The sequence below is a fragment of the Salinibacterium amurskyense genome (assembly GCF_002797685.1).
In the GTDB taxonomy this organism is placed as follows: Bacteria; Actinomycetota; Actinomycetes; order Actinomycetales; family Microbacteriaceae; genus Rhodoglobus; species Rhodoglobus amurskyensis.
Genome location: NZ_PGFH01000001.1, coordinates 413,913 through 439,176 on the forward strand (window position 1 = coordinate 413,913; position 25,264 = coordinate 439,176).

The following is a 25,264-nucleotide window of genomic DNA, read 5'->3' on the forward strand; positions in this document are numbered from 1 at the left end:
GCTAATCGGATGCCGCCCTTACGCTCGTGAGGGCGGCATTCGTTTCGCAGAAGCACTGTTCCAATGCTCAGAAAGGCCTCGCGCCATGACCGAACCCCACGACGACCTCGACGCCTACGCGCTCGAACTCGATCAGGCGCACATCTTCCATTCGTGGTCGGCGCAGGCTCCCGCCCATGCTGCGGCCGTGAGCATCAAGAGTGGGCTCGGCACCCGCGTGTGGGATTACGCCGGAAATGAATATCTCGACTTTTCTAGCCAGCACGTTAATGTGAATTTGGGGCACCAGCATCCGGCCCTGCTCGAAGCGATCCGGGTGCAGTCTCAGTTGCTCGCGACGATCTCACCGCCCACCGCGAACATCACGCGGGGCGAGGCAGCGAAGCGTTTGGCGGCGATCGCCCCCGAGGGATTCAACCGCGTGTTCTTTACTAACGGCGGCTCTGACGCCAACGAGAATGCGATGCGGATGGCGCGGCTCTACACCGGACGCGACAAGATTCTCTCGGCGTACCGCTCGTACCACGGCAACACCGGCAGCAGCATTGTGGCCACGGGTGACCCGCGCCGCATCCCGAACGAGTTCGCGCGCGGCCACGTGCACTTCTTCGGCCCCTACCTGTACCGCAGCGAGTTCTGGGCGACGACGCCCGAGCAAGAGAGCGAACGTGCACTGCAGCACTTGCGGCGCGTGATCGAAGCCGAAGGTGCGCAGACGATTGCCGCGGTGCTGCTCGAGCCCGTGCCGGGAACTCCAGGCATCATGCTGCCGCCGCCCGGCTACCTCGCGGGCGTGCGCGAACTGTGTGACGAGCAGGGCATCCTGCTGATCTTCGACGAGGTGATGTGTGGCTTCGGGCGCACCGGCGAGTGGTTCGCGTTCGACGCCTTCGATGCGCGCCCCGACCTCGTGACCTTCGCCAAGGGAGTGAACTCGGGCTACGTTCCTATCGGCGGTGTGATCATCGATGACCCGATCGCGGCACACTTCAACGACCGGGTGTTCCCCGGCGGGTTGACGTACTCGGGCCACCCCCTGGCGGCGGCCACCGTCGTGGCGTCGCTCGACACCATCGCTTCCGAAGGCGTGCTCGAGCACGTGCGCGACATCTCGGAGAACCACTTGGGGCCAGCGCTGCACGCGCTCGCCGAGCGTCATCCATCAATCGGCGAAGTGCGTGGCCGCGGAGTGTTCTGGGCCCTCGAACTCGTGACCGATCGGGCGACCCGTGAACCTGTGCCGGCCGCAACGATGGGACGCATTCGGGCGGGACTTGTGGAGCGCGGGCTGCTGCCCTTTGTCTCAGAGAACCGCATCCACGTTCTGCCCCCGTGTATTGTCACGCCCGCCGAAATTGCTGAGGCGATGGAGATTTACGATGCGGTGCTGACGCTCGAATTGGGGTAACGAGGGAACTGCGACGCAGGGGTCAATCGCGCCGCCGATTCATATACTTGGGTGAAACTCAATTTATGGGTTCGGTGAGGGGATGACCATGGTCGGAATGAGCGGCACGCCTGAGGGGTCCGATGAGTTGACCAAGGAGTACGCGGAGCTCGAAGAGTCAGAATTCATGCTCGCCCCACGACGGTACGACCCCGACAACCTTGCCGCGGGAAAGAAACTCAACGCCGCGAAACTGCACAAAGCGCTCCTCGCAATGGATGAATCCCTCGGTGGTGGTGGCACGATCACGGACCCCGCCGAGTGGGTCACTCAAGAGACCACGGATCTGGCGCTCAGTGATTTCGCCGGCGTGACGATCTTTGCGGAGGATGGCGCGGTGCGGGCCGTCGGGATTGAACTGGGCTCGCCGACTAAGCAGCAGTGGCGCACTCTTTACCCGCAATTGCGCCGTCTCGGGAGAACTCTCTGGGTGCACTTTGCGCATGCTGAGTCTGAAACCTGGGCTTCGAACCGCGAGTAGCAGTCTTCGTCACCAGCCCGGGTAGGGGCCCGGGTTGGGGGCGGCATCCCAACCAAGGGTTTCGCGAGCCTCAGCTAGGCGGCCGAACGGATCGAGCGGAAAAGCTGCGGGTTGTAAGCGTGCGAACCCGGGGATGATGGCTCGCACAGCGTGAAAGCCTGCCGTCTTCACTCGGTCGGTTGCGACATCCACGGTGATAAGGGTGCTTGCGACGGCGGCGGTGACCGAGGTCGGTGCGGCCGGTGGTGTCGTGGAGCTGGCGGAATCGGGGGCAGCGCTGCCGGCAGTTGGCGACAAGCCCTGATGCGGTTGCGGACGGGGTTGCCTGCGCGGTTGAGTGCGTTGACGGGCGTGCTCGATGACAGCGGGATCGAGGCCGTACTGCACGTGCGCCATCGGATCGATGAGGCCGCGATGTTTCGGGCCAAAAGCGTGAGCGTAGCGACGCTGGGGGTCCCACGAAACAAGGCCAGCAATCGCTCCGTTGCCGAGCGCGGCGGAGTCGCGAATGAGGCTGTTCTCCTGCGCAAGATCCTGTGCGGAAGCGTGCTGAATGAGCGCTTCCACGATGGCGAGTTCGCTCGCGGTGTCGTCGTCGGTGTGTGCCGCGAACCCGAGCGAGAGGATGGTGTTGTTCACGTCATCCACCACGGCGAGACGCACGGGAATGCCCGTGGTCGACGGGATGGCGAGGATGCGAACCTTCAGTTCGGACTCCGCGAAAACGGTCGCGACCGATTGCGGTAGTGGAACCGCGCTCGCGGCTGCGGTCGATGACCACCACACCGCCACGGCATCGTGGGCTACGGCATGGGCGGCGGCTCGTTCGACGGCATCGGCCAGAGTGCGCCCGGCCTGTTGCCCCACCAGGTTGTTGGCGTTCGTGGCGAGCGCTGAGGTGCGACTGCCGCGCAAGTAGTCGGCGAACACGAGACTCTGCGGCACCCAGATGTCACCTGCCGCATCCTGGCCCCGAACCCAATCGATGCGCGTATCGGCGCGCAGTTCGACGAAAGGGAATCCGGCCAACGCGTGCAAGGCCGGATCGTGGGGCTGCCACGCCGCGAGCTCGAAAGCTCGCTCATCGGTCTGCTGCAGTTCAGTGAGCGAAGCGCGCGTGCGGACGCCCTGCTCAAGGTCGGCCCCGCAATAGTGGGCGATACCCGAGAGCAACGCGGGCTCGAGCAACTGTGGCTCAGAGCGCGAGCCATCGTCGAGAGCTCCGGCGGGAGCCAGAGCATCCGGAGTGAACGTGGCCTTGACGCTCCGCAAGTGCGGCAACTCGGCGTGCAGATGAACGAATCCGGTCGGCAGTGGTGCGAGATTGGTGCGTCGTCGTACCCGATGCAGGATGCCGGTCACCGGGTCAACGAGGGGCGACGGGGTGAGCGCGTGGCTGGCCCAGCGGCCGTTGCTCCAGCGCTCGAGTATCCCGTGGCGGGGCGCGAGGGTGGAGTCGTCGTTGAGGTCACCAGCGGCAACGTGGGTGGCGGGGGAAGTCGTGACTGCCGGCTGCATCAAGGCGGATGCCGTGGCTGGGTCAGCGATAGTCGCCGCGAGGCAGTCCGTCGCAAACTGGGCAGTGCCGACGGCGCTCCCCGCTTCGAGCAGCAGTCGATGCCAGTGCCCCGCGAAGGGGAAGAGAACGCCGAGCGACATCGTGGGCTCATCACTGTCGCCGTCATCGGCGCCGCAGTCACAGGGGCAGCCGCCGGCACTGTTGTCGAGAAGCCGAGCGAGGCCGAGCATTTCCTGCGCCGAATCGAACCGAACGTCGTGAGGCGATACTCGTGGAAGCGGCGTCGGCTGCACGGTGGCACGAAGTCGCTCCCGAATGTCGGCGGTCACCGCGCTCGCCGCCACCGCAAGGTGCCACAACTGGCCATCGCTCCCCACCGCAATGCACGATTCTGCAGCGAGAGGCACGAGCGCGACTCGCTGCTCGGTCGCCGGCCCGGCGGCAGCGACCGTCGTCGCCACCGCTGCGTCCACTGTGTTCGCAGCGTTCACGAAGTCGTCCGTACCCTGCGTCGCCTCCGTCATTACGCGTGCGGCAGCGGGAAGTAGTTGAGGTCTGCCTCGGCGAGTGGAGTGTCACGCCATCCGAGTTCCACCGCGAGATCTTGCACGCGACGCTTGCCCAAGAACGGGAAGGCGGCGGGCGCGTTACCCACGGTGCCGGGAACGATGACGCGCACTGCCGCCATGCCGGTGCTCGCGACATCCGCCGACGTAATGTCGACGATGATCACTTCGTGACCCTGTGCTTCGATAGCGGCCTGATATCCGGCAACCGAACGATCGGGCAGCGCGGGGATGTCACCGATGGGGCGGCGAGCGGGGCGGTCGACGAGCGGTGCCACGTGGTCGACCGCACGGGGGTCCAGCAAGACTTGCTGCTGCACCATGAGGTCGTCGCAGTCGCGCATGTCGTCACGGTAGGAGTCGAGGTACGCGCGGTCGGCACGCCACGGCTTGAAGGAACGGCTGTTGAGCTCGCCGCGCGCCATCGCATCCCAGTGGGCGCCATCGGTGCGCAGCAGATCGCGGCTGCCCTCTTGCAGGGTGCACGCTTCGGTCCACGCCTTGAGCGCGGCAGCCTCAGCCGTGTTTCGGCAGGCGAAACCGACGTTCACGAGAGTGTCGACATCGTTGTGCAGGATGCCCGCCGCCACCGGAACGCCGAACTCGTTGTCGAGCATGACAACCGAGGGGCGCTGGCCGTAGGAGTCCGGAACGCCAGCCCAGAGAGCATCCATTTCGGGCGTCGGAACAATGGCGTCGTGCTGCTGTTCGTTGAGCCACCACACCATCGTGACGTGGCGTTCGATGATCTCCTCAAGCGCCGAGGCGACCGCGTACTCCATGTTCGGCCCGGCTGCGATGCCAGCGAAGGGGCAGAAGTTGGTGACTGGGGCCGCCGAATATCCAGCCGTGAACCAGTTCACGTAAACCATGCTCGCGGGCACCAGAATGTCTTCGTTGGTCGTGAGCGAGCGACCGGGAACCCAGTGGATGGGCAGATCGGCCGTCATGCGCACGAACGGAAAACCAGGGGTGTCGTACTGCTCGTCGGAGTACAACACGAGTGAGTCAGGGTCGAGCATCCGCACCGCTGACTTTGCCGAGAGTTCGCGGTAGCTGCCGAAGGTGACCGGCAAAGTGTCGAGCAAATTACCGCAATAACGTTCGACCGCTTCGCCCACAGCACTGGCGGCAGCTTGCCCAGGATCGTTGAATGCCGAGCCCTGGCACGAGGTGTTGTTGGCCCAGCGCGAGACGCGGCGCATGTTGCAGACATCGCTCTGCGCGGTGGCGAGTGAGGCCGGGATGCTCGGGTGGTGAGTCACAGCGCGAGTGCGTTGCACGAGGCCAGTGACCGGATCGACGAGGTCGCTCACCGAGTGGGGCAACGAGTGTGAGATCACGCTCGCAGGTAGCGGGAGAACGGGGTGTTCCGTTGCGCCTGTGGTTGCGACTTCCCACACGAGGTCGCCGCGCCGTTCCGTGGCGTCGGCCACAGTGCGCGCGACTGTGGCGAATACCGCTGACAAGAGCTGAGGGTGTGCGCCGCTGTCACCGCCAACAGCGGGGGTGCGCAGAGCGCGGTGAGCAACTGGGTCGAAGGCGGCCGCAAGACGACGAGCGGCGAAGTCCTCATAGTTGGCTCCCGTGCCGGGGCTCACGAACGGCCCAAGCCAGGCAACCGAGCGGGTGAGTTCGAGAGCGACCCACGGCGTGCGGGCATCAGAGCACAGGCGATCAAACGCAATGAGGGTCGCATCATCGCCACCCCGCAGGCAGTGCACGAGCAGTTCGCCCGTGCGGAACGCGCGGTGGATGACGCGCTGCCAGTCGTCGGCCGGAACAACACGAACTGCAGGTACCGAATCTGCGTCGGCAGCGCCGGCGGCAGTGCCGCGGAGATCGTCCATTGCAGCGACCAGGGCGGAGGCAACGGCGCGATCGCCCATGACGAGCAGGTCACCGGGCTGCGCGGTTGTGCCGTCGCTGTCGTCGAAAGCCACCTGATCGAACTGCGGGGCTGCGGCATCCGCACCTTCGTCGCTGCTGCTGTCGGAGCTATCGCCGTGGGCACTCGCGAAGACATCCTCCGCGGTGAGCAGTTCGCGCAGTGCGGTCGCATTCGTCTCCCACTCGGCGGGCAACTTCGGCGAAATGGTGCCACTCGAGAGGGCCTCCACTAGGACGACAACGGTGTCTGCGGGGAGGTCGAGAGCGAAAGAGTTGCCACGCGGAGTCGTGAGGAGGGTGCGATCGCTGGGGAGCGCACGAATCTCGAGGTGAGGCGTGGTGGTGACGGTGCTGGGCATGATGCCTTCCTGCGGGCGGGAGCGAGAACGAGAACGAGGGGAAGAAAGCTGAAGAGCAACCCCTGTGGAGGAGAAGAGGGGAGCATTTTCGGGTGCCCCGCCGCCGAGCAGCGGGGCACCCTCTGTTAAACGCGGGGGCTTAGGCCCAAGCGAATGCGGTGGACACGTGTCCGTGGTTGTTCGCGTTCGGAGCGAGGATCTGGTCCTCGTTGCGCTCGGTGGCGATCGGCGTAATGGCGATGGTCTGCATAGTTGTCACCTCCTCTCTGCGGTTGCGGCGGAACTCGACAGAACCGTCGAGTGGTCGGGGGATGCTGCGGCCGGGTGGCCGAGCAGCGATCGGTACTCTGGGCTCGACGCCAGCAACTCGCGGTGGCTGCCGTCGGCGACGATGCGCCCGTTCGCGAGCAGGACCACGCGCGGAGTGCGAGCGATCGTGGCGATGCGGTGGGCAATGACGACGGTGGTTGTGCCGGTGCGGCGACGAGCGATGGCGTCACCCACGGCGGCTTCGCTTACGGCATCCAAATGCGCAGAGGTTTCGTCGAGCACGAGCACGGCGGGGTCACGCAAGAAAGCCTGGGCGAGAGCAAGTCGTTGCCGCTGGCCTCCGGAGAGCGTCGCACCAGCCTCACCGATCGTGTGATCGAGACCTTCAGGCCACGAGCGAATGGTGGAGCCGAGTGCCGCATCGTCGAGAGCCGTCCACAATTGGTGCTCAGTGGCATCCGGATTCGCCAGCAGCAAGTTCGAGCGCACGCTGCCACGAAAGAGATACGGATGCTGGCCAACGATAAGGACGTCGTTGCGCACGTGTTCGCCGACGCGCGCTCGCAGCGGCACCCCATCGAGCAGGACGTCACCCTGAGTGGGATCCCAGAACCGTACGAGTAGCGCGCCCATGGTCGACTTTCCTGAACCGGAGGCGCCCACGATGGCCACGGTTTCGCCCGCGGTGATCTGAAGATCGATGCCGCTGAGTACAGGCTCGGTCGGGGTGTAGCCGAAGTGCACGTCGGCGAAAGTGATCGCGCCGGCAGCGCGCGAGCCATCAGCCGCGTGGGGGTCGTGGGCGCTGTCTGCTGCGGCACTGCCACTGGCAGCCGTATCGCCGCCGGCGCTGAATCCAGTCGGATCCGCGACAACGCTCGGCGCCCTAATAACCTCCATAACACGTTCGGCCGCCGCCGACACATCGCCCAGCTTCTGAGCGACCGCGAAGATCGCAACGGCCGGCGCGAAGGTGGCGGCAGTCAGCACCAGCACCACGGGGAACAGTCCCGCAGCGAGCTCGCCCCCGGCGACGCGGTCGGCCTGCACGACCAAGGTGGTGATGGTCGTGACGGCGACAACGGCATCCGCCAACGCGGTTTCGATGCCCGAGCGCAGCGCAAAGGACCGCTTGCGGCGCTGCAATCGACGAGTGGCGGTGCGCACTTCGTCTACGTGGCGAGCGCTCAGCCCGAGGGCGAGAATCTCGCGAAGGCTCTCGGCGCCCTCGAACGAGATGGCAGTGAGGCGACCCAATTCGGAGCGAACGGCCCGGCCTTGGCGAGCCTGAAGCGAAGCAAAGAGCCAGGGGATCGAGACGAGCGCGAGCGCGCCGGCGAGCGCGATGAACCCCGTGGGCCCCACAAGAACAACGAGCGTCGTGGTGACAACGAGCGGCCCCACCACGGCATTCGCGGCAGAGCCGAGCGTGTGTGCGTAAAACCATTCGAGGGCTTCCACGTCGGCCATTGCGGAGCCCGCGACCTCGCCTGCCCGGCGTCGTTTCATGCCTGCGGGAGTGATGCGTTCGATGGCGTCGTGCACTTTCAGCCGCAGCGTTTCGATCACCCGGTACGCGAGCACGTGACTCAACCACGACTCAACCCAGGTGAAGAGGCCGTTCGCGATTACCGCGATCACGAGGCCGATCGCGAGCACCGCGACGATTCCGGAACCGAGGTCAACGTCGGTTGATTGCGTCGTCACGGCGGCGGCAAGTCCGACGCTAAGTGCGCCCGTGGCGGCGGCGAACAACTGAAACGCCGTCATGCTCAGGGTCGACCGCAGCAAGAGCATCCGCTGTGATTCCAATACCGAGAGCAGTTGGATAATCGGGCCGAGCAACCGCACCGGCGTCGAGTTCAGCAACACAAGTTTCATGCCAGAACCCCCGAGGTTTGCGCGGCGTGCAACCGCGTGAGCACGCCGTCGCGGGCGATCAGGTCGTCATATGTTCCCGATTCGGCGAGGCATCCGTTCTCGAAAACGAGCACGAGGTCGGCGCTGCGGATGGGGGCAAGCCGGTGAGCAATAACGATCACGGTGCGAGCGGAACCGTCTGCCCGGCGGGTCTCACGCAGTCGCTCAAGAATCGCGTTTTCGCGGCGAGCATCGAGTGCGCTGGAGGCTTCGTCGAGCAACAGGATGGGGCTGTCGCGCAGGAGCGCGCGAGTGATCGCGAGGCGTTGGCGTTGACCGCCCGAGAGCAGCCCGCCGTTGTCACCGACCGGTGCATCAAGCCCACTACGGCTGGGGTCGAGCAGCTCTTCGGCACCCGCATCGAAGAGCGCGCGGGAGAGATCGCTATCGCTCGCCCCGGGGGCGACGAGCTGCAGGTTGTGGCGGATGCTGCCCGTGAAGAGAACCGGATCTTGCGCGACGAGCGACACGAGCGGCGAGCATCCTTCGTGCCCGAGGAGTGCTGTGGATGCTCCTGCGATGACGAGCTCACCCGTCGTGGGTTGCGCAAAACCGAGCATCGCTGAGGCGAAGGTCGACTTGCCCGAGCCGGACTCTCCGACGATCGCGACCGTGGACCCTGTAGGGATAGTGAAGTTGAGGTTGTGCAGCGCATCGCTGTCGGCGCCAGGGTAGCGAAAGCTGAGACTGTCAGCGCGTACGGCAATGTCGGAGTGGTGAGCTGCCGGATGTGGTGAGGTGAGGCCGTGAGGTGCGGCTGCTGTCACGCCGGTCGCAGTCGCAGCCCCGCCGGCCGCACCGCTACCGGCATGCTCGGCATTCGTGAGCAGCGCGGAAATCCGGTTGCCCGCCGAGACTCCGGCGTAGCCCGCGTGCCAGTACTGCGAGAGGTCGCGGAACGGCCGGAACACCTCGAACGACAGCATCGTCACGAGAAAGAGGCTGGTGGGGGCGAGCTCACCACTGCTGACGCGGGCGGCGCCCACGAGCAGGGCGACGGCCGGGCCGGCAACGAGAAAGAAGCTTGTAAGGCCCGATTCAACCAGAGAGAGCTTCAACTGCGAGAGCGTCGCGGTGAGCAGCGAGTCTCCGGCTGCCGAGAGCTGCTGGCGGCGAAGGTGCACAGCGCCGAGCGCTTTGAGAGTGGGCATCCCGCGGATTGAATCCACGACATCCGCGTGCAACGACGAGTAGGCGGCCCAGTGCTGTTCGCCGCGTCCGGCGAGGGCGGCATCCCAGAAGCGCGGGATGAAGGGCACGGCCAGCGCTATGGCGCCGACCACGATTCCGACTACAGGGTCGATCATGATCAGCGCCGCGACGAGTGACCCTCCGGTGACGAAGGTCACCACGAGCTGCGGGAGGTAGCGGCCAAAGTAAGGTTCCAAGTTTTCAACCGCGTCGACGAGAAGCGATTGCCGTTCTCCGCTGCGAGAAGTGCTGCTCGCGAGCGGGCCCGCGGTAATTTCAGCGGTGAGGATGCGGCTGCGTAATTGCACTTTGATGCGGCCGGCGACAGCGTGCACGGTGAGTTCGCGTGCCATCGAGAGCACCGGGCGTACGAGTAGCGCGCCCGTAAAAACGATGGTCGCGACAGTGAGGCTTTCCAGCGCTGCGCCGGTGACGATGCCCGTAAAAAGCGCAGCGGTAGCGATGGCTTGAGCGATGGCGACAGCACTGAGGGCGATGCCAGCGAGCACGATGGCGCTCAGCAGTGCGGTGGCTGTTCCGGCGAGCCGGAGTAGGCGGAAGTGGATCACGGGACCTCGGTCTAATTTGACTTAATAATGAGAATCGTTATCAATTAAGTATCACAGTCCCCCAACGAAACGAAACCGTGACAGCAATAGTGCGAACCCCGCGTGGCGCCTCCACCGCTCCGGCTGCCCCGGAAACAGCGGGCATCTCGACGCCGGTCGGCGTTCCTCTATCGCCTCAAGAAAAATCCGACCCGGGCCGATCGCCACGCCGGGTCCTTCGTCGCGGAGGCGCGTGGATCGCTGCATTGAGCGTCATCCTTCTGGCCTCAGCGATCGTGACCGTCGGCATCGGGCCCGTTGCGATCAGCCCCGACATCGTCACCCGCGTGATCGCCTTTCACGCTTTTGGCATCGGTGAGCAAACTCCCGGATCCGACGACAACATCGTCTGGCTCATCCGCGTTCCCCGCGTTGTACTGGGAATCCTCGTCGGCGCCGCCCTCGCGATGACGGGCGTCGCGGTGCAATCGCTCGTGCGGAACCCGCTCGCCGACCCGTACCTCTTGGGAATCTCATCCGGCGCATCCACGGGCGCAGCCGCCAGCATTCTGTTCGGATTCGGTGCGGGTGCCGGCGCTCTCGCCTTGACCGGCAGCGCGTTCCTCGGTGCTGCGGCCGCCATCGTTCTCGTGTTCTCGATCGCCCGTCTCGGCGGTCGCCTCATCCCGACCCGACTCGTGTTCGCCGGCATCGCAGTGAGTTTCGCCCTCGCAGCCCTCACCAATTTCTTGGTGTTCGCGAGCGACTCCCGCGACGGCACGCGAGCGGTGCTGTTCTGGATGCTCGGCTCGCTCGGTCAGGCCCGCTGGCAGTCACTGCCGATCGCCCTGGCCGGAGTCGCGATCGCCGCGTTTTTCTTGATGCTGTGGTCGCGAAAGCTCGACGCGATCGCCATCGGCGACGACACAGCGCGCGCCCTTGGCACCAACCCCACCCGCTTTCGAGCGGTCGCGGCGTTGATCGTCAGCGTCGCGATAGCTGCCGCTGTGTCGGTATCGGGAGCAATCGGTTTCGTCGGACTGGTGGTCCCTCACCTCGCACGACGCCTCGTTGGCTCGACCCATCGAGTGTCGTTGCCTGTCGCCGGTCTGCTCGGCGGAATCCTGCTGATTTGGGCTGACGCTCTCGCTCGCACCGCTTTTGCTCCGCGAGAGCTCCCGCTCGGGGTGCTCACCGCTCTCATCGGCACACCGCTCTTGATCGCTCTCGTTCGTCGGCTCAATGCCCGCTAACTCGGTGTCGAGAAACCGCTTTATCCACCTTGGTCATCCGACCGAAGAACCACCCCAACAAGAAAGAAAACCCCTGATGGATCACACAATAACCCGACGTAATGTGGCGCGACTGCCGCTGATTTCTCTTGCAACCGCAGCACTCCTCTTGGGGGTTGCCGGTTGCGCAACCTCCAGCGCCAGCGAGACGGATGACGAGTCCGCGACCAGCGCGGGCTACCCAGTTTCCATCGACAACTGTGGCGCTGACCTCAGCATTGAGAGCGAACCGCAGAGCGTCCTGACCATCGGCACATCAGCACTCTCTCTGCTTGACGCTGCCGGGGCAGCCGACCGCATTGTTGCCCGCTCGGGCGAGTTTGGCGCAGCGCTTCCTGAGGGAATGTCGGTCGACCTCTCTGGCGTCGAGATCGTTGACCCGTCTGACCCGACCACCGAAAAAATCGTCGGAGCGAACGCCGATGTCGTCGTCGGTTACGGACTCTTCAACTCCACGGATGAAGACCTTGCCGCCTCCGGAATCACCAACATCGTGATCGACGGCGAATGCAGCCATGACGCTGCCCTCACCGACTCGACCGACTTTGAGGCCATCTTTGCCGACATCGAACGCTTTGGCACTGTCTTCGACACGAGCGATGTTGCGGCCGAAAACGTTGCCGCGCTGCAGGCCGAACTTGATGAGCTCGAAGCGGATGCCAGTGCAGCAGCAGACAAGTCTGCGGCTGTTATCTACTACTTCTCGCCCGCATCCAGCCTGTCTGCACGCGGTGGTCAAGGCATCGCGAACGACATTCTGGCGCGCGCGGGAATGAGCAACGTGTACGCGGCCGAGCCTTCGGTGTACCTCGAAACGAACATCGAAACGCTGCTGGATGCTGACCCCGAGGTCATCGTGATTGCCTACGGCCTCTACGGCGAAGACTTCGACACCGCGAAGGCACTGTTCTCTGCGGAGCCAGGAACCAGCGACCTCACCGCCGTCAAGAATGGCGCCATCATCGGCGTTCTGGCCTCAGATCTGGCTCCTGATCCCGATGCCATTCGCGGGCTGCGCACCGTCATCGACAGCGCCGCAACTCTCTCCGAATGATCACTGTCGGCGACCTGTCCGTGAAGTACGGGCAGGTCGCCGCCGTGGCGGGAGTCTCCCTCTCGGCGCTGGACGGTGGAACCCTGGGGCTCATTGGCCCCAACGGTTCCGGCAAGTCCACGGTGCTGCGTGCAATTTTGGGGGCTCTCGATTCTGCGGCGGGAACGATCATGATCGATGAGGATGACGCCCGCGCCCTGACCGCTCGCGAGCGGTCACGACGGTTGGCGATCGTCGCTCAGGAGGAACCTTCGGGGCTACCGCTCACGGCGTGGGACTCGGTGATCCTCGGGCGATCGGTGCATGTCTCGGGGTGGCAGAGCTACCGCGATGAAGACGAGCGTGCCGCCGAACAAGCAATGGTCGACACGGGCACGCTGCACTTGCGCGACCGCTCCATGGACGAGCTCTCGGGTGGTGAACGTCAACGCGTTCTCATCGCGCGTGCGCTCGCTCAGGCGGCCTCTCACCTGCTGCTCGACGAGCCCACCAATCACCTCGATGTGCGGTACCAACACGAACTGCTCACGGTCGTAGCGGGGCTTCCCCTCTGCACCGTCGTGGTGCTGCACGACCTCAACCTGGCGGCGCGTTACTGTGATCAACTCGTGCTGCTCGATGGCGGCACTGTCGTTGCCGCGGGTGACCCGGCGTCCGTCTTGACGCCCGAAAACCTTGAGCCGGTCTACGGCATCGACGTCACCCGCACTGACCTCGACGGGGTACCCCAGCTGCTGTTCACCCCGCGCTAGTGTTTTCGGCAAGCGCACAGGGGAATGGATCACACTCAGGGGAGCACAGCCGCAGCTTCACCCTCTGAGATAAGTTTGAGCCATGATCCCCCGCAGCGCAGAACGACCTCATCATCGGGTCGACGCTGCGCCCGCACAGCGCGTGAGCAACTCCTTTTCGCGCGTACTGCGAGCGTCGTGGCAGCTCGTTGCGATGACGTTCCTCGCGCTGGCGCTCATCACTGGCATCGTGGCGATGCATTCGCTCGTGTCGTCCGGCTCGCATTCCGAAATGACGATGGCGGCCACGATGTCTATGGGCGACGGCGCCGCAACGGAAGCAGCGCCGGCTGGCGCCACTCTTAATGCGCTCGATTGTTCCGGATGCGGGGGCGAGGCATCCATGGTTCTCATGTGGTGTGTGCTCGCGCTCTTCACCGTTGCGCTCCTTCTGGCGGCGCCCGCCCTGATTCGAGGCTGGGGCCGCTTCCTTGAGCAGCGGTCGTGTGTCACTGCATCCGTCACCCGGTGGGCCCGCGCTGTCGCCCCGCGCCCCGATCTCAGCACTCTCTGCATTAGTCGCACCTAGGAAGAGCTCTGTCGACTCAGCGTCGACGCGCCCTTGCGTGACCGTTCTGGCCACGCTCCTACTGACGACTTATTGGAGAACCTCAAGATGAATACTCGTGCGACGGCTACGGCCGCAATCGCCCTGACGGCGCTATTGACGCTGTCAGGATGTGTCAACGGAATGACCGACGTGGGGCACCGCTCCGACTCGTCATCCACCAACGCGGCCGCCGCCGCTGACGCCAACATGACCGATGTGATGTTCACGGCGATGATGATTCCCCATCACGAGCAGGCTGTAGAGATGGCAGACATGGTGCTCGCTAAGGAAGGAATCGACGATCGCGTCGTTACGCTCGCCGAAGATATCAAGGCCGCGCAAGGCCCCGAGATTGACCTCATGAGTGGCTGGCTCGATGACTGGGGCATCGACATGGGCGACGGCATGGGCGAGATGAGCGGCCTAGATGGCATGGACGGCGTAGATGGCATGGGCCATGGCGACGGGATGATGAGCGAATCCGACATGGATGAGCTCAACGAGGCCAGCGGGGATGAGGCCTCTCGCTTGTTCCTCGAGCAGATGATCGTGCACCACGAGGGTGCGATCGACATGGCAGAACGCGAGTTGGATTCCGGCCAGAACGCGGACGTTCTTGAGCTCGCTCAAGCAATCATGGACGCGCAGACGATCGAGATCGCGCTCATGCGCGACATTCTTAGTTCCCTGTAGCGGAGAGGGGTCCGTCGCTCCAGAGTGGCGGGCCCCACGCCTCGTGTTAAGCACAGCTGGGTTTGGAATAGGAAGGTATTCGCATGGCTTCACGAACAGACAAGATCTCACTCATCGGCTCCGTGTCACTCGGCACGGGGGTGATGATCGGCGCGGGAATCTTTGCCCTGGTGGGGCAGGTGGCGGAGTTCGCTGGAGACTTCTTCCCGCTAGCTTTCTTGCTCGGCGCGATCGTCGCCGCCGTTAGCTCGTACTCCTATATACGTTATTCCAGCGTGAATCCCTCAGCAGGGGGAATAGCGATGTTGTTGAAGGATGCCTACGGGCCGGGAGTGGTCGCCGGCTCGTTCTCGCTGTTTATGTACGTGTCGATGGTGGTGGCAGAGAGTCTGTTGGCTCGAACCTTCGGCACCTACCTCTTGCGTCCGTTCGGTTTACAAGACTCGGTGATCTTGGTGCCGATACTCGGTGTGGCCGCGATTGCAACCGCTGCGATTGTGAACTTCGTCGGCAACACCCTGGTGGAGCGCTCAGCAACTATCACGGCCGTCGCCAAGATCCTCGGCATAGCCGTGCTCGCGATTGCGGGCTTGATCGGCGTCGCGGTGGGCGGCGACGGATTCTTGGCACAGTCATCCGGAGACTCGATCAGCATCGTCGGGGTGCTGGCCGGCACAACACTGTGCGTTCTCGCCTATAAAGGCTTCACCACAATCACTAATCAGGGCGATGATCTTCGCGATCCGAAGCGAAACATTGCTCGCTCGATCCTTATCTCGCTTGCGATCTGCACTGTGCTGTATCTGCTGATCACGGTGTCCGTGAGTTCGAGCATCGGTGCGAGTGGAGCGGTGGATGCTCGCAACTACGCTTTGGCACAAGCAGCGGAGCCCTTCTTCGGGGCTTGGGGTGTCGGAATTACTGTTGCAATTGCCGTCGTGGCGACACTCTCGGGGCTGCTCGCGAGTTTGTACTCAGTGTCGCGGCTCTACGGGATGCTGCAGGAGATGAAGCAGGCTCCGTCGTTGCCGAAGTCGGTTCCGCATCAGCCCATGATCATCACGGCGGGCCTCGCCATTCTCGTCACCGTTTTTCTCGATCTCAGCCAGATCGCATCGATGGGTGTCTTTCTCTATCTGACGATGGATATGGCGGTGCAGTGGGGAGTCATCCGTCGGCTGAGAGACAAGATTGAAGCCCGAATGTGGCTTCCGGTGCTGACAATTGTGCTCGACCTCGTCATCCTGATTCCGTTTGCGGTGCTCAAGATTCAGAGCGATCTCTTTACGGTGATCGTTGCCGCTGTGGTGGCGGCTGCCATTGTTGTGGCTCAGGTGGTGACGGTTCGCATGCGCTCGCAGAACTGACCGGCAGGCTCGGGCTACGCCCGCTCGCGCCCGACCTCGCTATTCGCGCTCGTCGGCTCCGCGGGCGAGGCGTTGCGAGACCCACACGGGAATGAACGACGCGAGAATCACGACGGTCGCGACGACGTTGACGAGGGATGCCTCGTTGGGTCGTGCCATCTGGTTCATGATCCAGAGTGGCAGGGTGTCGACGCCGGGCGGGGCCGTGAAGATCGTGACAACGACCTCGTCGAAGCTCAGCGCGAACGCGAGAATCGCTCCGGCGACGAAGGCGCTGCGGAACTGCGGGAACGTCACGAGCCGGAAGGTTTGAAGCGGCGTCGCGCCGAGGTCGCGGGAGGCTTCTTCGATGCTGGGGTTGATGCGGCGCAATCGGGCGAGCACGTTGTTGAAGACCATGACGATGCAGAAGGTGCCGTGGGCAATGATCATGCCGAAGTATCCGACCTCAATGCCGATCGGCTCGAGCACCTGGTTGTAGGTGTTGTTCAGGGCCACACCGGTCACGATGCCGGGCAGAGCAATCGGCAGCACGACGAGCAGGTTCACGGTCTGCTTGCCGAAGAACGTGTAGCGCTGCAGGGCGAAGGCCACGAGCGTGCCAAGGATGAGCGCGATCACCGTGGCGCCAAGGCCGACGATCACCGAGTTCAGCAGCGCAGCCCGGATGGGTTCGCTCACGAACGCCTTCTCCCACCAGATGGTGGAGAACTCCGCGATCGGCCAGCTCGACAGGCGCGCGGCGCTGAACGAGTTGATGACCACCAAAAACAGCGGGATGTACATGAACGCCAGGGCAATCGCGACGATAGTGCCGAGGGTGAACTTGGCGCCGAGGGAGAGTCTCAACATAGCGGCATCACATCCGTTCCAGTGCGCCGGTGCGCTGCACGCTGACGAGGTAGATGACAACAAAGGCGATCGGCACGAGCGAGAAAGCGGCGGCGATCGGAGGGTTCAGGTTGATGTTCGAGGCGATGATGCTGCCGATCATCTGGGTCGAGCCACCCACAAACTTGGCGGCGATGTAGTCACCGAGGCTGAGGGAGAACGTGAAGATGGAGCCGGCAATGATCGCGGGCCTAATAAGAGGAAGAACCACGGTGCGGATCGTGAACCCGGCACCGGCGCCGAGGTCAGACGAAGCGTCGAACAGGTTCGGCGGCAGCTGGCGGATCGCGGTGTACACCGGCACGGCCATGTACGGCAGCCATAGATAGGTGAGCGTCAGCACGACGGTGACGATGCTGAAGCCGGGGCCGCTGATACCGAGCGGGCCGAGCATCGAGTTGAAGAAACCCTCTTCGGTGAAGGTAATGCGCATGGCGAGAATCTTCACGAGGTAGCCGGCCCAGAGCGGCAAAGTGATCGCGACGGCCAGAATGGCGCGCAGCTTGGGCGAAGCGACCTTCGCCATGAAGATGCCGAGCGGAACCGAGATCAGGATGCTCAATACCGTGACCGCGAGGGCGATGCCGAGAGTGCGCAGCGAGGTTGACGCATACGCGGGGTTCGCGATGATCTGCTCAAAGTTGCGGAGGGTGAAGCCCGGCTTCACCTTGGAAGTAAAGGGGTCGGTCACCCAGAACGCCGTCACGAGAAGCATAACGAGCGAGAAGATGTAGATGCCGATGAGCCACAGCATGGGCAGCGCCAGCAGTGCCGAGAGTTGCGCGCGGCGATTCATGGGAGTCCGATCGATTGGTGCGTGTGGGGAGTGCAGCTCGTGAGCTGCTGGTCGAGCGAGGGATGAGGGGTGAGCGAGCGAGGCCGCCCACCCCTCGGGCTAGCTAGCTCTTGACGGAGAGCCAGGCATCCGTCCACTGCTGGAAGTTCGTGCAGGTGACGTCAGTGCGACCATCGATGCACTGCTCGATGGGGGTGGTCCAGAACCAGACGTTGCTGAAGTACTCTTCGTCGGTCGCGTTGAAGTACTCGCAGTGTGCTGCGGCTTCGTCGCTCGTGTCGCAGAACGCAGCGTTGGCGGGAGCCATGCCGAAGTTGGTGGCGATAGCACCGTTCACATCAGCAGCGCTGGTGTAGTCGACCCAGGCGTAGGCACAGTTGGGCGACTCAGACTCGGCGGCGATCATCCACGCGTCCGACCAGCCGGTCGAACCCTCTTCAGGAAGAACGCTCTTGAACTTGTCGTCGTCGGTGAGCTTGCGCAGGATCTCCCACGAGGTGCCGAGCGAAGTGGTTCCGCCAGCGAACGAGGTGATCTGAGCGGCAGGGTCAGCCCAGTACTCGGAGACGATCTTGTTCTGCTGCTTGAGCAGGTCGATCGCAGCGTCGAGCTGGTCCTGGTCGAGGGCGTACGGGTTGGTGATGCCGAGGTCAGGCTCGTGAGCCATCAGGTACACGGCGGCGTCAGCGATGTAGATCGGTGCGTCATACGCGATGATCTCGCCGGCGTAGGGGCTGTCAGCTTCCCACGCAACATCCCAGCTCGTGGGCTCTTCGGTCACAACATCGCTGTTGTACTGCAGGATGTTGGCGCCGCGGCCAATCGGAACACCATACGACTGGCCGTTGATGGTGTCATAAATCTGACCCTTCATGCCCTCAACGATGTCGTCACCGAAATTGGGAACCAGGTCGAGGTTGATCGGCTGAACGTCGCCACCGGCGATGAGGCGAAGGCTCGCGTCACCCGAAGCGGAGACGAGGTCATAGTCGCCGGTGCGCATGAGCTGAACCATCTCGTCACTCGTGCCAGCAACGCGACGGTTGACCGTGCATCCGGTTTCTTCAGTGAACTCGTCGGACCAGGCAGGCTCAACAAAACCGCTCCACGCGACGATGTTGACTTCGCTTTCCATCTCGCCCAGTTCTTCGATCATGGGGATGTCAGGAACGTCGATGCTGAGGCCGCCGGCAGCGGTGCTGGTGCCGTCGGTGTCAGCGGAACAGCCGGTGAGGGCGAGAGCGGCAACGGCGATGAACGCTGCGCCGGTCATGATTTTGGATCTCATGATTACTCCTTGGTGTGATTGATGAGTGCTGAATTGCGTGTGTGCTGCGTGTGCTGTTGTGGATGTGGCTGGCCCGGTTGTGCCGGATTCGCCGGTGTTGCAGGGGTGATCTGTTAGCCGATCTGCGAGGCGTGATCGGTGGTCCATTCGACGCGCACCCGGTCGCCGCGCCCGAAGGCTGATTCGGCAGAGGGGTGATGGTCGTTGGCTCGTTCGGCAATCACGCGAACACCCGATTCGGTGTCGACGAGAAAGCGCGTGGTTGGTCCGGTGTAGACGGTTTCTGAGACCGTGCCGAGCAGGGAGACGGTTCCGGCGCTCGCCGCGGTGTCGGCGGTGAGCAGGCGCACACGCTCGGGGCGCACGCTCGATTGCACGCCATCCGCAGAGAGTTCGGCGGGGATGAGGTTGGAGAGTCCAAGGAACTTGGCGACGAATTCGGTGGCCGGGAATTCGTACACTTCGCGGGCGGTGCCGACCTGCTCGACGCGGCCGTTGTTGAAGACGGCAACGCGGTCGCTCAGGGTGAGGGCTTCTTCTTGGTCGTGGGTGACGAAGATGAACGTGATGCCGACTTCGCGCTGAATTTGCTTGAGCTCGATCTGCATTTCTTCGCGCAGTTGCTTGTCGAGCGCACCGAGTGGCTCGTCGAGCAGCAACACTTGCGGGCGCAGGATGAGCGCGCGAGCCAGGGCGATGCGCTGACGTTGGCCACCTGAAAGTTGGTGGGGCAGGCGGTCGGCCACGGCCGAGAGGCGAACTTGCTCGAGCGCGACGCCGACCTGGGTTGCCCGTTCGGCGCGGCTGACGCCGGCAACGCGCAGGCCGTAGCCCACGTTCTCGGCGATCGTGAAGTGCGGGAACAGCGCGTAATCCTGAAAGACCGTGTTGACCTGGCGGGCGTGGGGCGGAACCTGGGTGACGTCGACTCCGCTGAGGTGGATGCTGCCGCTCGTGACGTTCTCGAAGCCTGCGATCATCCGCAGCACGGTGGTCTTGCCCGAGCCGGAGGGGCCGAGCATCGAGAGGAACTCCCCGGGCTTCACGTCGAGGTCGAGTGCTTCGACGGCGGTGAAGTCACCGAAGGTCTTGGAGACGCCGGCGAGGCTGACGGCACCGGGCGCGGGAGTGGAATCCGTTTCGGACGGGGCTTGCTGAGCGGACGCGTGCACGAAGGACTCCTTGGAACGACGGTGATCTCTGAGTGAGAGTAAACCTATAGAACCAGAGTTCATATTTCAAGCGTGTGTCCAAATCGTCACAAAAGGGCAACGGCTCAGGTGATCGGTGCGAGAATTGAGCAATGCACTCGACCGACTCGGCAGACGCGCCGCGAAAAAGTGCGGTGGTCGCCGACGACACCGCACGCTCTCGCGATGCCTCGAGGCCTGGCCGCTTGCAGGGTGCGCTCTTTCAGTCGATCGGCGATGCCGGTCGAGCCGAGCTCGTTGAACGCCGTCTCGCCAGTGCAATTACGGGCGGCCATCTGCGGGCAGGGGAGCGTCTTCCCTCTGAAAACGACCTCGCTCGAAGCTTCGGCGTAGCGCCGACAACCGTGCGCGAATCGCTGCTGGCCCTGCGCAGCCAGGGCCTCGTGGTGACTCGTCGCGGTCGCAATGGCGGCAGCTTCGTGGCGGACTCAGCCGACCCCGTAGCTCACGCGCGCACCGCCTTGGCGGCAACATCCCGCGTCGCCCTTCGTGATTTGGGCGCCCACTACGCCGCCATCACGGCTGCGTGCGTTCGCTTGGCTGCGCGCCGAGCGGTGCCCTCTGAAGTGCAGCAAGTGCGCTCGCGCCTGAGTCGTCTCGACGAGTCGGATCTCGAACAGTGGCGCAGCACCCTCGACGATGCGCAGATCGAACTCGTCGCGCTCAGCCAATCGGCCCGCCTCACCCGTGAACAGATGCGATTGCAGGCCGAAATGTCGCCGATGCTTCGCCTGATCGACGTGGATGAGACATCCCGTCGGGCTCAACCAGTGCTGCTGGCCAGCGTGGTGGATGCCGTTGAAGCCGGCGATGACCACGAAGCCGTTGCGGCCACCGAACGCATGGTCGATGCCGTGATCAACGCCCTCATCGATCTGCAGTCCCAATCGCGGTGAACTAGCGGTGCGGGGCATCTGGTGCATAGGATGCCACGAACAGGATCAGTCAGAGTAGGCGGCACCCGATGATTACCAGCCAGAGCGCGGCGCAGCGATGACGACAGCAACGAGCACGAGCACAGCAGCTCGCGCGGCGGCCATCGTCTCGCAGTATTTCAGCGCCCCGATTGCCAGCCTCGAAGCCACCGCAACCCAACTCGGCACTGAGCTCGCGGCATACGGAAACCTCGGCCCGCTCTCGTCTCAGCAGCTTGATGCGCTGGTCGAACCGCACGCTCTTGCGACGGTGTCGCTGCCCGATGTTCACATCTACGGCGCCGGGTTTATCGCCGCCGTTGGACTGCTGACGGATGAGCGAAATCACCTTTCGTGGTGGCAGGGCGATGACCCCAAACGCCTGCTTTTGGCCGCGCAATCGGTGAACAAAGAGCACATCGATTACAGCGAACTTGAGTGGTTCCGCGTGCCAATGGAGACCGGTCGCGGCCACGTTGCCGGGCCCTACGTCGACTACCTCTGCAGTGATGAATACACGATCACGATCGCCGCTCCCGTGCACATTGATGGCACGTTCGTCGGCGTCGCTGGCCTCGATTTACTGATCGATTCGGTCGAGCGACAACTGCTGCCGAAGCTCGCCGAACTCGGCGACAAAGTCACTCTCGTCAACAGCGTCGGTCGCGTTGTGATCTCGACGGATGCGCGTCACGCCACCGGCGATGCCGTGCGTGCCGGAGCACTCGCCGAACTCGCGCGCACAGCCTGTGAGGGCGTCGCGTTGGAGATTATCGCGGAGTAGTTCGACGCAGCGATAGCCGGCGGCGGTCGTCGACGGCTATGGCCGGTCGCGATGGTTGGCAGCCATGAGCGGCTGCGACGGCCGACCGCGATGCTCGGTCACGATGCCCGACAGCGATGGCCGACCGCAAGCTCCGGCCACGACCCCGAACGCACAAACGGCCTCCCGGTTATCCCGGAAAGCCGTTTGAGGGGGTGTGCGTGAGCTTAGGCGGCGGCGGTGGCCAGCTGCTCGGTGCGAACGAATGCCATTCCGCGCGTCCATGCGGTGAGCTGGTCAACCATCGGCGCGAGCGTGCCGGCGTTCTGCTCGGTCGGTGCGAAGACGCTGAAGCTTTCGAAGTCGGTGAACAGCGAGAACATGACGGAGCGCTGCACGTGAGCGACCTGAAGTTCGGAGAGCACTCCGCGCAGGTGTTCGACGGCGCGAACGCCACCCATCGAACCGTAGGAGACGAAGCCGGCGGCCTTGTTGTTGAACTCGGCGTTCAGGTACGACAGGGCGTTCACGAGAACGGGCCCTGCGCTGTGGTTGTACTCGTGGGCTACGAAGATGAAGCCGTCGAACTCGCTGATCTTGGCTGACCACGCCTTGGTGTGGTCGTTTTGGTAGTTCTGGTACGCCGCGGGGTAAGGCTCGTCGAGCATCGGAAGGTCGAAGTCGGCGATGTTGACGAGTTCGAACTCAGCATCGTCGCGGGTCGAAACCTGGGCGAGAACCCATTCTGCTACGGACTGGTTGACGCTGCCGGGGCGGCTGGCGCCCGTGATGATCGCAATCTTGGTCATGCTGTATCCCCTTAGGACGAGTTTTGTTGACGTGTCACTAAAGATGTTGTCATATCAACAATAAAGTGTCAAACTAAATCTTGCGAGTGATGAAAAGAGGCTGTCGTGACGAACGCACGAGAAATGGATGACCGCGAAAACGCCGTGTGGCGCGGTTTTGTGAGCGCAACGCAGCAGTTGGTTTCGTCTCTCGACAAGCAGCTGGTGCAGGATGCACAGCTCTCCGGCCCGGAACACGCGGTGCTCACCGCCCTCGCCGAGCACGCCGAACAATCGGACACTCTCGTTCGCGCCCGCGACCTCGGATTGTCCCTGGGCTGGGATCGCAGCCGGCTCTCTCACCTGCTCAAGCGGATGGAAGCTCGCGGCCTCCTTGAGCGCACAAGCTGCCCCTCGGATGCGCGCGGCCTAGACGTGCAAATCACCGCCGCGGGTCTCGAAGCTGTGCAGCAGGCCTCATCCGGCTATGCCGAGTTTGTGCGCACGCACTTCTTTGACGTGCTGACCCCCCAGGAGCAGGATGCTCTGGCCTCGGTCAGTCGCAAGATCAAGTCCACCCTCGAGCCGCAGTGCGACTCGGAGGCGGGCGCCGCGTAGTTGCCGCGCTAGTGACGCAGAGTCAGGTCAGTCGAGCGTCTTCGTGAGAACTTCAAACTGCAGGTCGTCGCGCCGCGGGGTGCCGACGCGCTCATCGCCATACGGGAACGGCTTCGTTATTCCGGTGCGCACGTAGCCGCGGCGTTCGTAAAACGCGATGAGTTCTTCCCGAACATCGATCACGGTCATCTGCATCACAGCGACGGCCCACTCGCGAGCCGCATAGTTCTCGGCCTCGGCGAGCACCACGGATCCGAGACCGCTGCCCTGCTGAGCGGGATCGACCGCGAACATCCCGAAGTAGCCCTCGCCGTCGACATCCGCCACGTGCGCGCACGCCACAAGCTGGTCGCCGCGCTCCGCCAGCAGGATGATCGAACGATCCCGCGACAGATCCGCTTCCAACGCTGCAGCGTCGATGCGCTCGCCATCGATCAAGTCGGCTTCGCTCGTCCATCCGGCGCGGCTAGCGTCGCCCCGATAGGCCGACGTAACCAGCACAACCAGGGCGGGGATGTCGTCGGTCGTTGCTGCGCGGAACGTCAGGGTCGTCATGGCAGCAGCTTAGGCGCGATCGGAGGGTGGGGCGAAGCCTCCGCAAGCCAGGCCGGCCGTGTAGCCGTCGGCGGACTGCCGGGAAGTCAACGCGGCGATAATGGGTCAATGCCGATCCTCAATAAAGACATGACGCTGTGCATTTCGTTGGCCGCGCGCCCCTCCAATCTCGGCACGCGGTTTCACAACTATCTGTACGAAGAACTCGGTATGAACTTCATCTACAAGGCCTTCACGACCAGCAACATTGAGGATGCCATCGCCGGAGTACGCGGCCTGGGCATCCGGGGTTGTTCCGTTTCGATGCCGTTCAAAGAGGCAGTGCTTGAGCTTGTGGATGTCGTCGAGCACTCCGCCGCTGCGATCGAGTCGGTGAACACGATCGTGAACAATGACGGCGTGCTCACGGCATCCAACACTGACTATGAGGCTGTCGCCGACCTGATCGCCCGCTACCAGCTCGACCCGTCTTTGCCGGTGCTGGTTCGCGGATCGGGTGGCATGGCCAAAGCGGTCGTAGCCGCCTTCCACGGTGCCGGCTTTGCTGATGTGACCGTGCTCGCCCGCAATAGCGAGGCGGGCGAAGCGCTCGCCACGAAGTATGGCTACCGCGCCGTGAGCGTCGACCCGCAGCCCGGCCACGCGGTGATCGTCAACGTCACCCCACTCGGGATGGCAGGCGACGCCGCCGACGAACTCGCATTCACGCCCGACCACATCCGCGCCGCGCAAACGGTGTTCGATGTGGTGGCGTTCCCAGCCGAGACCCCGCTCATTCGGGCCGCTCGGGATGCCGGAAAACTGGTCATCACGGGTGCCGAAGTCATCGCACTCCAGGCCGCGGCGCAGTTCGTTCGCTACACCGGCGTCACGCTGACGCCCGACCAGATCGCGCGCGCTTCGGCGTTCTCGCGGGAGTAGTGGCTCGTTCTGAGGCTGGCCCGCTACAGGCCTCCCTTGTCGATGGTCGATTTTCGTATTACATTAAATATATGAGTACAGGTGAATCGGTAAACGGAGTGCCCGTCACGGAAGAGCAGATCGCCGCATGGGCTGCTGAGGCAGAGGCTGGGTGCGACGTCGCCAAGTTGAAAGAGCGCGGACGGGGCCGCCCCGGGCGAGGCGCCGAGCCTTCGCAGGTCGTAGCGCTTCGGCTCACCCCAGATGAACTTGCCGCGATCGATGCCCGCGCGGCACGCGAGCACAAGACGCGGTCGGAGGCGATCCGCGACGCACTCACTTCATACGTCGCGTGAGGGTTCACGATTCGGCTCTCAAACACGGCGTTCGGTCAGAAGACTCAATCCAAGCTGCGACATGGGCGCTCTGGATTGAAGACCTTGATGATGACTCGCCCGCGCGCCAACTTCGCCTGGGGTTCGACACGCAGGGTCGTCTCCTTGAGACGGTTGTTCTCGTTTTCGACAGCGGAAACGAACTAATCATCCACGCTATGAAAGCTCGGCCGCAGATGCTGGATCTGCTGCCCTAGAAATTACTTG

At 63.7% G+C, this 25,264-nt stretch carries 24 protein-coding genes; 14 read left to right on the plus strand and 10 right to left on the minus strand.

What is annotated here, in order from left to right:
- Positions 1-85: 85 nt before the first annotated feature.
- Complete coding sequence (locus tag CLV85_RS01965; protein ID WP_100387932.1) at positions 86-1,408, plus strand: aspartate aminotransferase family protein; 1,323 nt, start codon at positions 86-88, stop codon at positions 1,406-1,408.
- Positions 1,409-1,496: 88 nt separating this feature from the next.
- Positions 1,497-1,928: a hypothetical protein gene (locus tag CLV85_RS01970; RefSeq protein WP_147433334.1), complete on the plus strand. Its 432-nt coding sequence runs from the start codon at positions 1,497-1,499 to the stop codon at positions 1,926-1,928.
- A gap of 9 nt (positions 1,929-1,937) precedes the next feature.
- Here CLV85_RS01970 and CLV85_RS01975 read toward each other — a convergent pair whose 3' ends face one another.
- The 4 genes from CLV85_RS01975 to CLV85_RS01990 all read right to left on the minus strand — a co-directional run bounded on the left by CLV85_RS01975 (position 1,938) and on the right by CLV85_RS01990 (position 10,212).
- Positions 1,938-3,938 (minus strand): YcaO-like family protein, encoded by a 2,001-nt coding sequence (locus CLV85_RS01975; protein WP_157847466.1) that lies wholly within the window; start codon positions 3,936-3,938, stop codon positions 1,938-1,940.
- A 32-nt stretch (positions 3,939-3,970) separates the two neighbouring features.
- The gene (locus CLV85_RS01980) at positions 3,971-6,262 is read right to left on the minus strand and encodes a YcaO-like family protein (RefSeq protein WP_100387935.1); all 2,292 of its coding nucleotides are present in this window, start codon (positions 6,260-6,262) and stop codon (positions 3,971-3,973) included.
- Positions 6,263-6,517: 255 nt separating this feature from the next.
- Entirely contained in the window at positions 6,518-8,413 is a 1,896-nt protein-coding gene (locus CLV85_RS01985; RefSeq protein WP_100387936.1) for an ABC transporter ATP-binding protein, read from the minus strand.
- Positions 8,410-10,212 carry an ABC transporter ATP-binding protein/permease gene (locus CLV85_RS01990; RefSeq protein ID WP_100387937.1) on the minus strand — a complete coding sequence of 601 codons (1,803 nt, stop codon included), beginning with the start codon at positions 10,210-10,212 and terminating at the stop codon, positions 8,410-8,412. Before CLV85_RS01990 ends, CLV85_RS01985 begins: the two co-directional genes overlap by 4 nt.
- Before the next feature lie 77 nt (positions 10,213-10,289).
- On the opposite strand from CLV85_RS01990, the gene CLV85_RS01995 reads away from it, so the two are divergent.
- The 6 genes from CLV85_RS01995 (at position 10,290) to CLV85_RS02020 (ending at position 15,938) form a co-directional block, all read left to right on the plus strand.
- Positions 10,290-11,444: a FecCD family ABC transporter permease gene (locus tag CLV85_RS01995; RefSeq protein ID WP_229820400.1), complete on the plus strand. Its 1,155-nt coding sequence runs from the start codon at positions 10,290-10,292 to the stop codon at positions 11,442-11,444.
- A 76-nt stretch (positions 11,445-11,520) separates the two neighbouring features.
- Positions 11,521-12,537 carry an ABC transporter substrate-binding protein gene (locus tag CLV85_RS02000; protein ID WP_157847467.1) on the plus strand — a complete coding sequence of 339 codons (1,017 nt, stop codon included), beginning with the start codon at positions 11,521-11,523 and terminating at the stop codon, positions 12,535-12,537.
- A complete protein-coding gene (locus CLV85_RS02005; RefSeq protein ID WP_100387939.1) occupies positions 12,534-13,289 on the plus strand; it encodes an ABC transporter ATP-binding protein in 756 nt (251 codons plus the stop codon). The genes CLV85_RS02000 and CLV85_RS02005 overlap by 4 nt, the downstream gene beginning before the upstream one ends.
- Before the next feature lie 82 nt (positions 13,290-13,371).
- Positions 13,372-13,857 carry a DUF6153 family protein gene (locus CLV85_RS02010; protein ID WP_100387940.1) on the plus strand — a complete coding sequence of 162 codons (486 nt, stop codon included), beginning with the start codon at positions 13,372-13,374 and terminating at the stop codon, positions 13,855-13,857.
- A gap of 87 nt (positions 13,858-13,944) precedes the next feature.
- Positions 13,945-14,571, plus strand: coding sequence for a DUF305 domain-containing protein (locus tag CLV85_RS02015; RefSeq protein WP_100387941.1), 627 nt, complete (start codon positions 13,945-13,947; stop codon positions 14,569-14,571).
- A gap of 83 nt (positions 14,572-14,654) precedes the next feature.
- Complete coding sequence (locus tag CLV85_RS02020) at positions 14,655-15,938, plus strand: APC family permease (RefSeq protein WP_100387942.1); 1,284 nt, start codon at positions 14,655-14,657, stop codon at positions 15,936-15,938.
- Between the two features lie 39 nt (positions 15,939-15,977).
- Here CLV85_RS02020 and CLV85_RS02025 read toward each other — a convergent pair whose 3' ends face one another.
- From CLV85_RS02025 to CLV85_RS02040, 4 genes are all read right to left on the minus strand, one after another.
- Positions 15,978-16,790, minus strand: coding sequence for an ABC transporter permease (locus tag CLV85_RS02025; RefSeq protein WP_100387943.1), 813 nt, complete (start codon positions 16,788-16,790; stop codon positions 15,978-15,980).
- A gap of 7 nt (positions 16,791-16,797) precedes the next feature.
- Positions 16,798-17,625: an ABC transporter permease gene (locus tag CLV85_RS02030; RefSeq protein WP_100387944.1), complete on the minus strand. Its 828-nt coding sequence runs from the start codon at positions 17,623-17,625 to the stop codon at positions 16,798-16,800.
- Between the two features lie 103 nt (positions 17,626-17,728).
- Positions 17,729-18,913: an extracellular solute-binding protein gene (locus CLV85_RS02035; protein WP_100387945.1), complete on the minus strand. Its 1,185-nt coding sequence runs from the start codon at positions 18,911-18,913 to the stop codon at positions 17,729-17,731.
- A gap of 113 nt (positions 18,914-19,026) precedes the next feature.
- Positions 19,027-20,085, minus strand: a complete 1,059-nt coding sequence (locus CLV85_RS02040) for an ABC transporter ATP-binding protein (protein ID WP_100387946.1) — start codon at positions 20,083-20,085, stop codon at positions 19,027-19,029.
- A 131-nt stretch (positions 20,086-20,216) separates the two neighbouring features.
- Between CLV85_RS02040 and CLV85_RS02045 the strand changes: the two genes are divergently transcribed.
- Together CLV85_RS02045 and CLV85_RS02050 are read left to right on the plus strand one after the other, a co-directional pair.
- A complete protein-coding gene (locus tag CLV85_RS02045; protein ID WP_100387947.1) occupies positions 20,217-21,020 on the plus strand; it encodes a FadR/GntR family transcriptional regulator in 804 nt (267 codons plus the stop codon).
- 97 nt (positions 21,021-21,117) lie between these two features.
- Positions 21,118-21,822 (plus strand): cache domain-containing protein, encoded by a 705-nt coding sequence (locus CLV85_RS02050; RefSeq protein WP_100387948.1) that lies wholly within the window; start codon positions 21,118-21,120, stop codon positions 21,820-21,822.
- Positions 21,823-22,028: 206 nt separating this feature from the next.
- On the opposite strand, the gene CLV85_RS02055 is transcribed toward CLV85_RS02050, so the two are convergent.
- Positions 22,029-22,610 carry an NADPH-dependent FMN reductase gene (locus tag CLV85_RS02055; protein ID WP_100387949.1) on the minus strand — a complete coding sequence of 194 codons (582 nt, stop codon included), beginning with the start codon at positions 22,608-22,610 and terminating at the stop codon, positions 22,029-22,031.
- A 105-nt stretch (positions 22,611-22,715) separates the two neighbouring features.
- Here CLV85_RS02055 and CLV85_RS02060 point away from each other — a divergent pair, with 105 nt between their 5' ends.
- The gene (locus tag CLV85_RS02060; RefSeq protein ID WP_100387950.1) at positions 22,716-23,207 is read left to right on the plus strand and encodes a MarR family winged helix-turn-helix transcriptional regulator; all 492 of its coding nucleotides are present in this window, start codon (positions 22,716-22,718) and stop codon (positions 23,205-23,207) included.
- 27 nt (positions 23,208-23,234) lie between these two features.
- Here the strand turns inward: CLV85_RS02060 and CLV85_RS02065 are convergent, their stop codons facing one another.
- Positions 23,235-23,762: a GNAT family N-acetyltransferase gene (locus CLV85_RS02065; RefSeq protein WP_100387951.1), complete on the minus strand. Its 528-nt coding sequence runs from the start codon at positions 23,760-23,762 to the stop codon at positions 23,235-23,237.
- A 108-nt stretch (positions 23,763-23,870) separates the two neighbouring features.
- Between CLV85_RS02065 and CLV85_RS02070 the strand changes: the two genes are divergently transcribed.
- The 3 genes from CLV85_RS02070 (at position 23,871) to CLV85_RS02080 (ending at position 25,254) form a co-directional block, all read left to right on the plus strand.
- The gene (locus CLV85_RS02070; RefSeq protein WP_100387952.1) at positions 23,871-24,683 is read left to right on the plus strand and encodes a shikimate 5-dehydrogenase; all 813 of its coding nucleotides are present in this window, start codon (positions 23,871-23,873) and stop codon (positions 24,681-24,683) included.
- Positions 24,684-24,754: 71 nt separating this feature from the next.
- Entirely contained in the window at positions 24,755-25,018 is a 264-nt protein-coding gene (locus tag CLV85_RS02075; protein ID WP_100387953.1) for a ribbon-helix-helix domain-containing protein, read from the plus strand.
- Positions 25,015-25,254, plus strand: a complete 240-nt coding sequence (locus CLV85_RS02080; protein WP_100387954.1) for a toxin — start codon at positions 25,015-25,017, stop codon at positions 25,252-25,254. The genes CLV85_RS02075 and CLV85_RS02080 overlap by 4 nt, the downstream gene beginning before the upstream one ends.
- Positions 25,255-25,264: the final 10 nt, after the last annotated feature.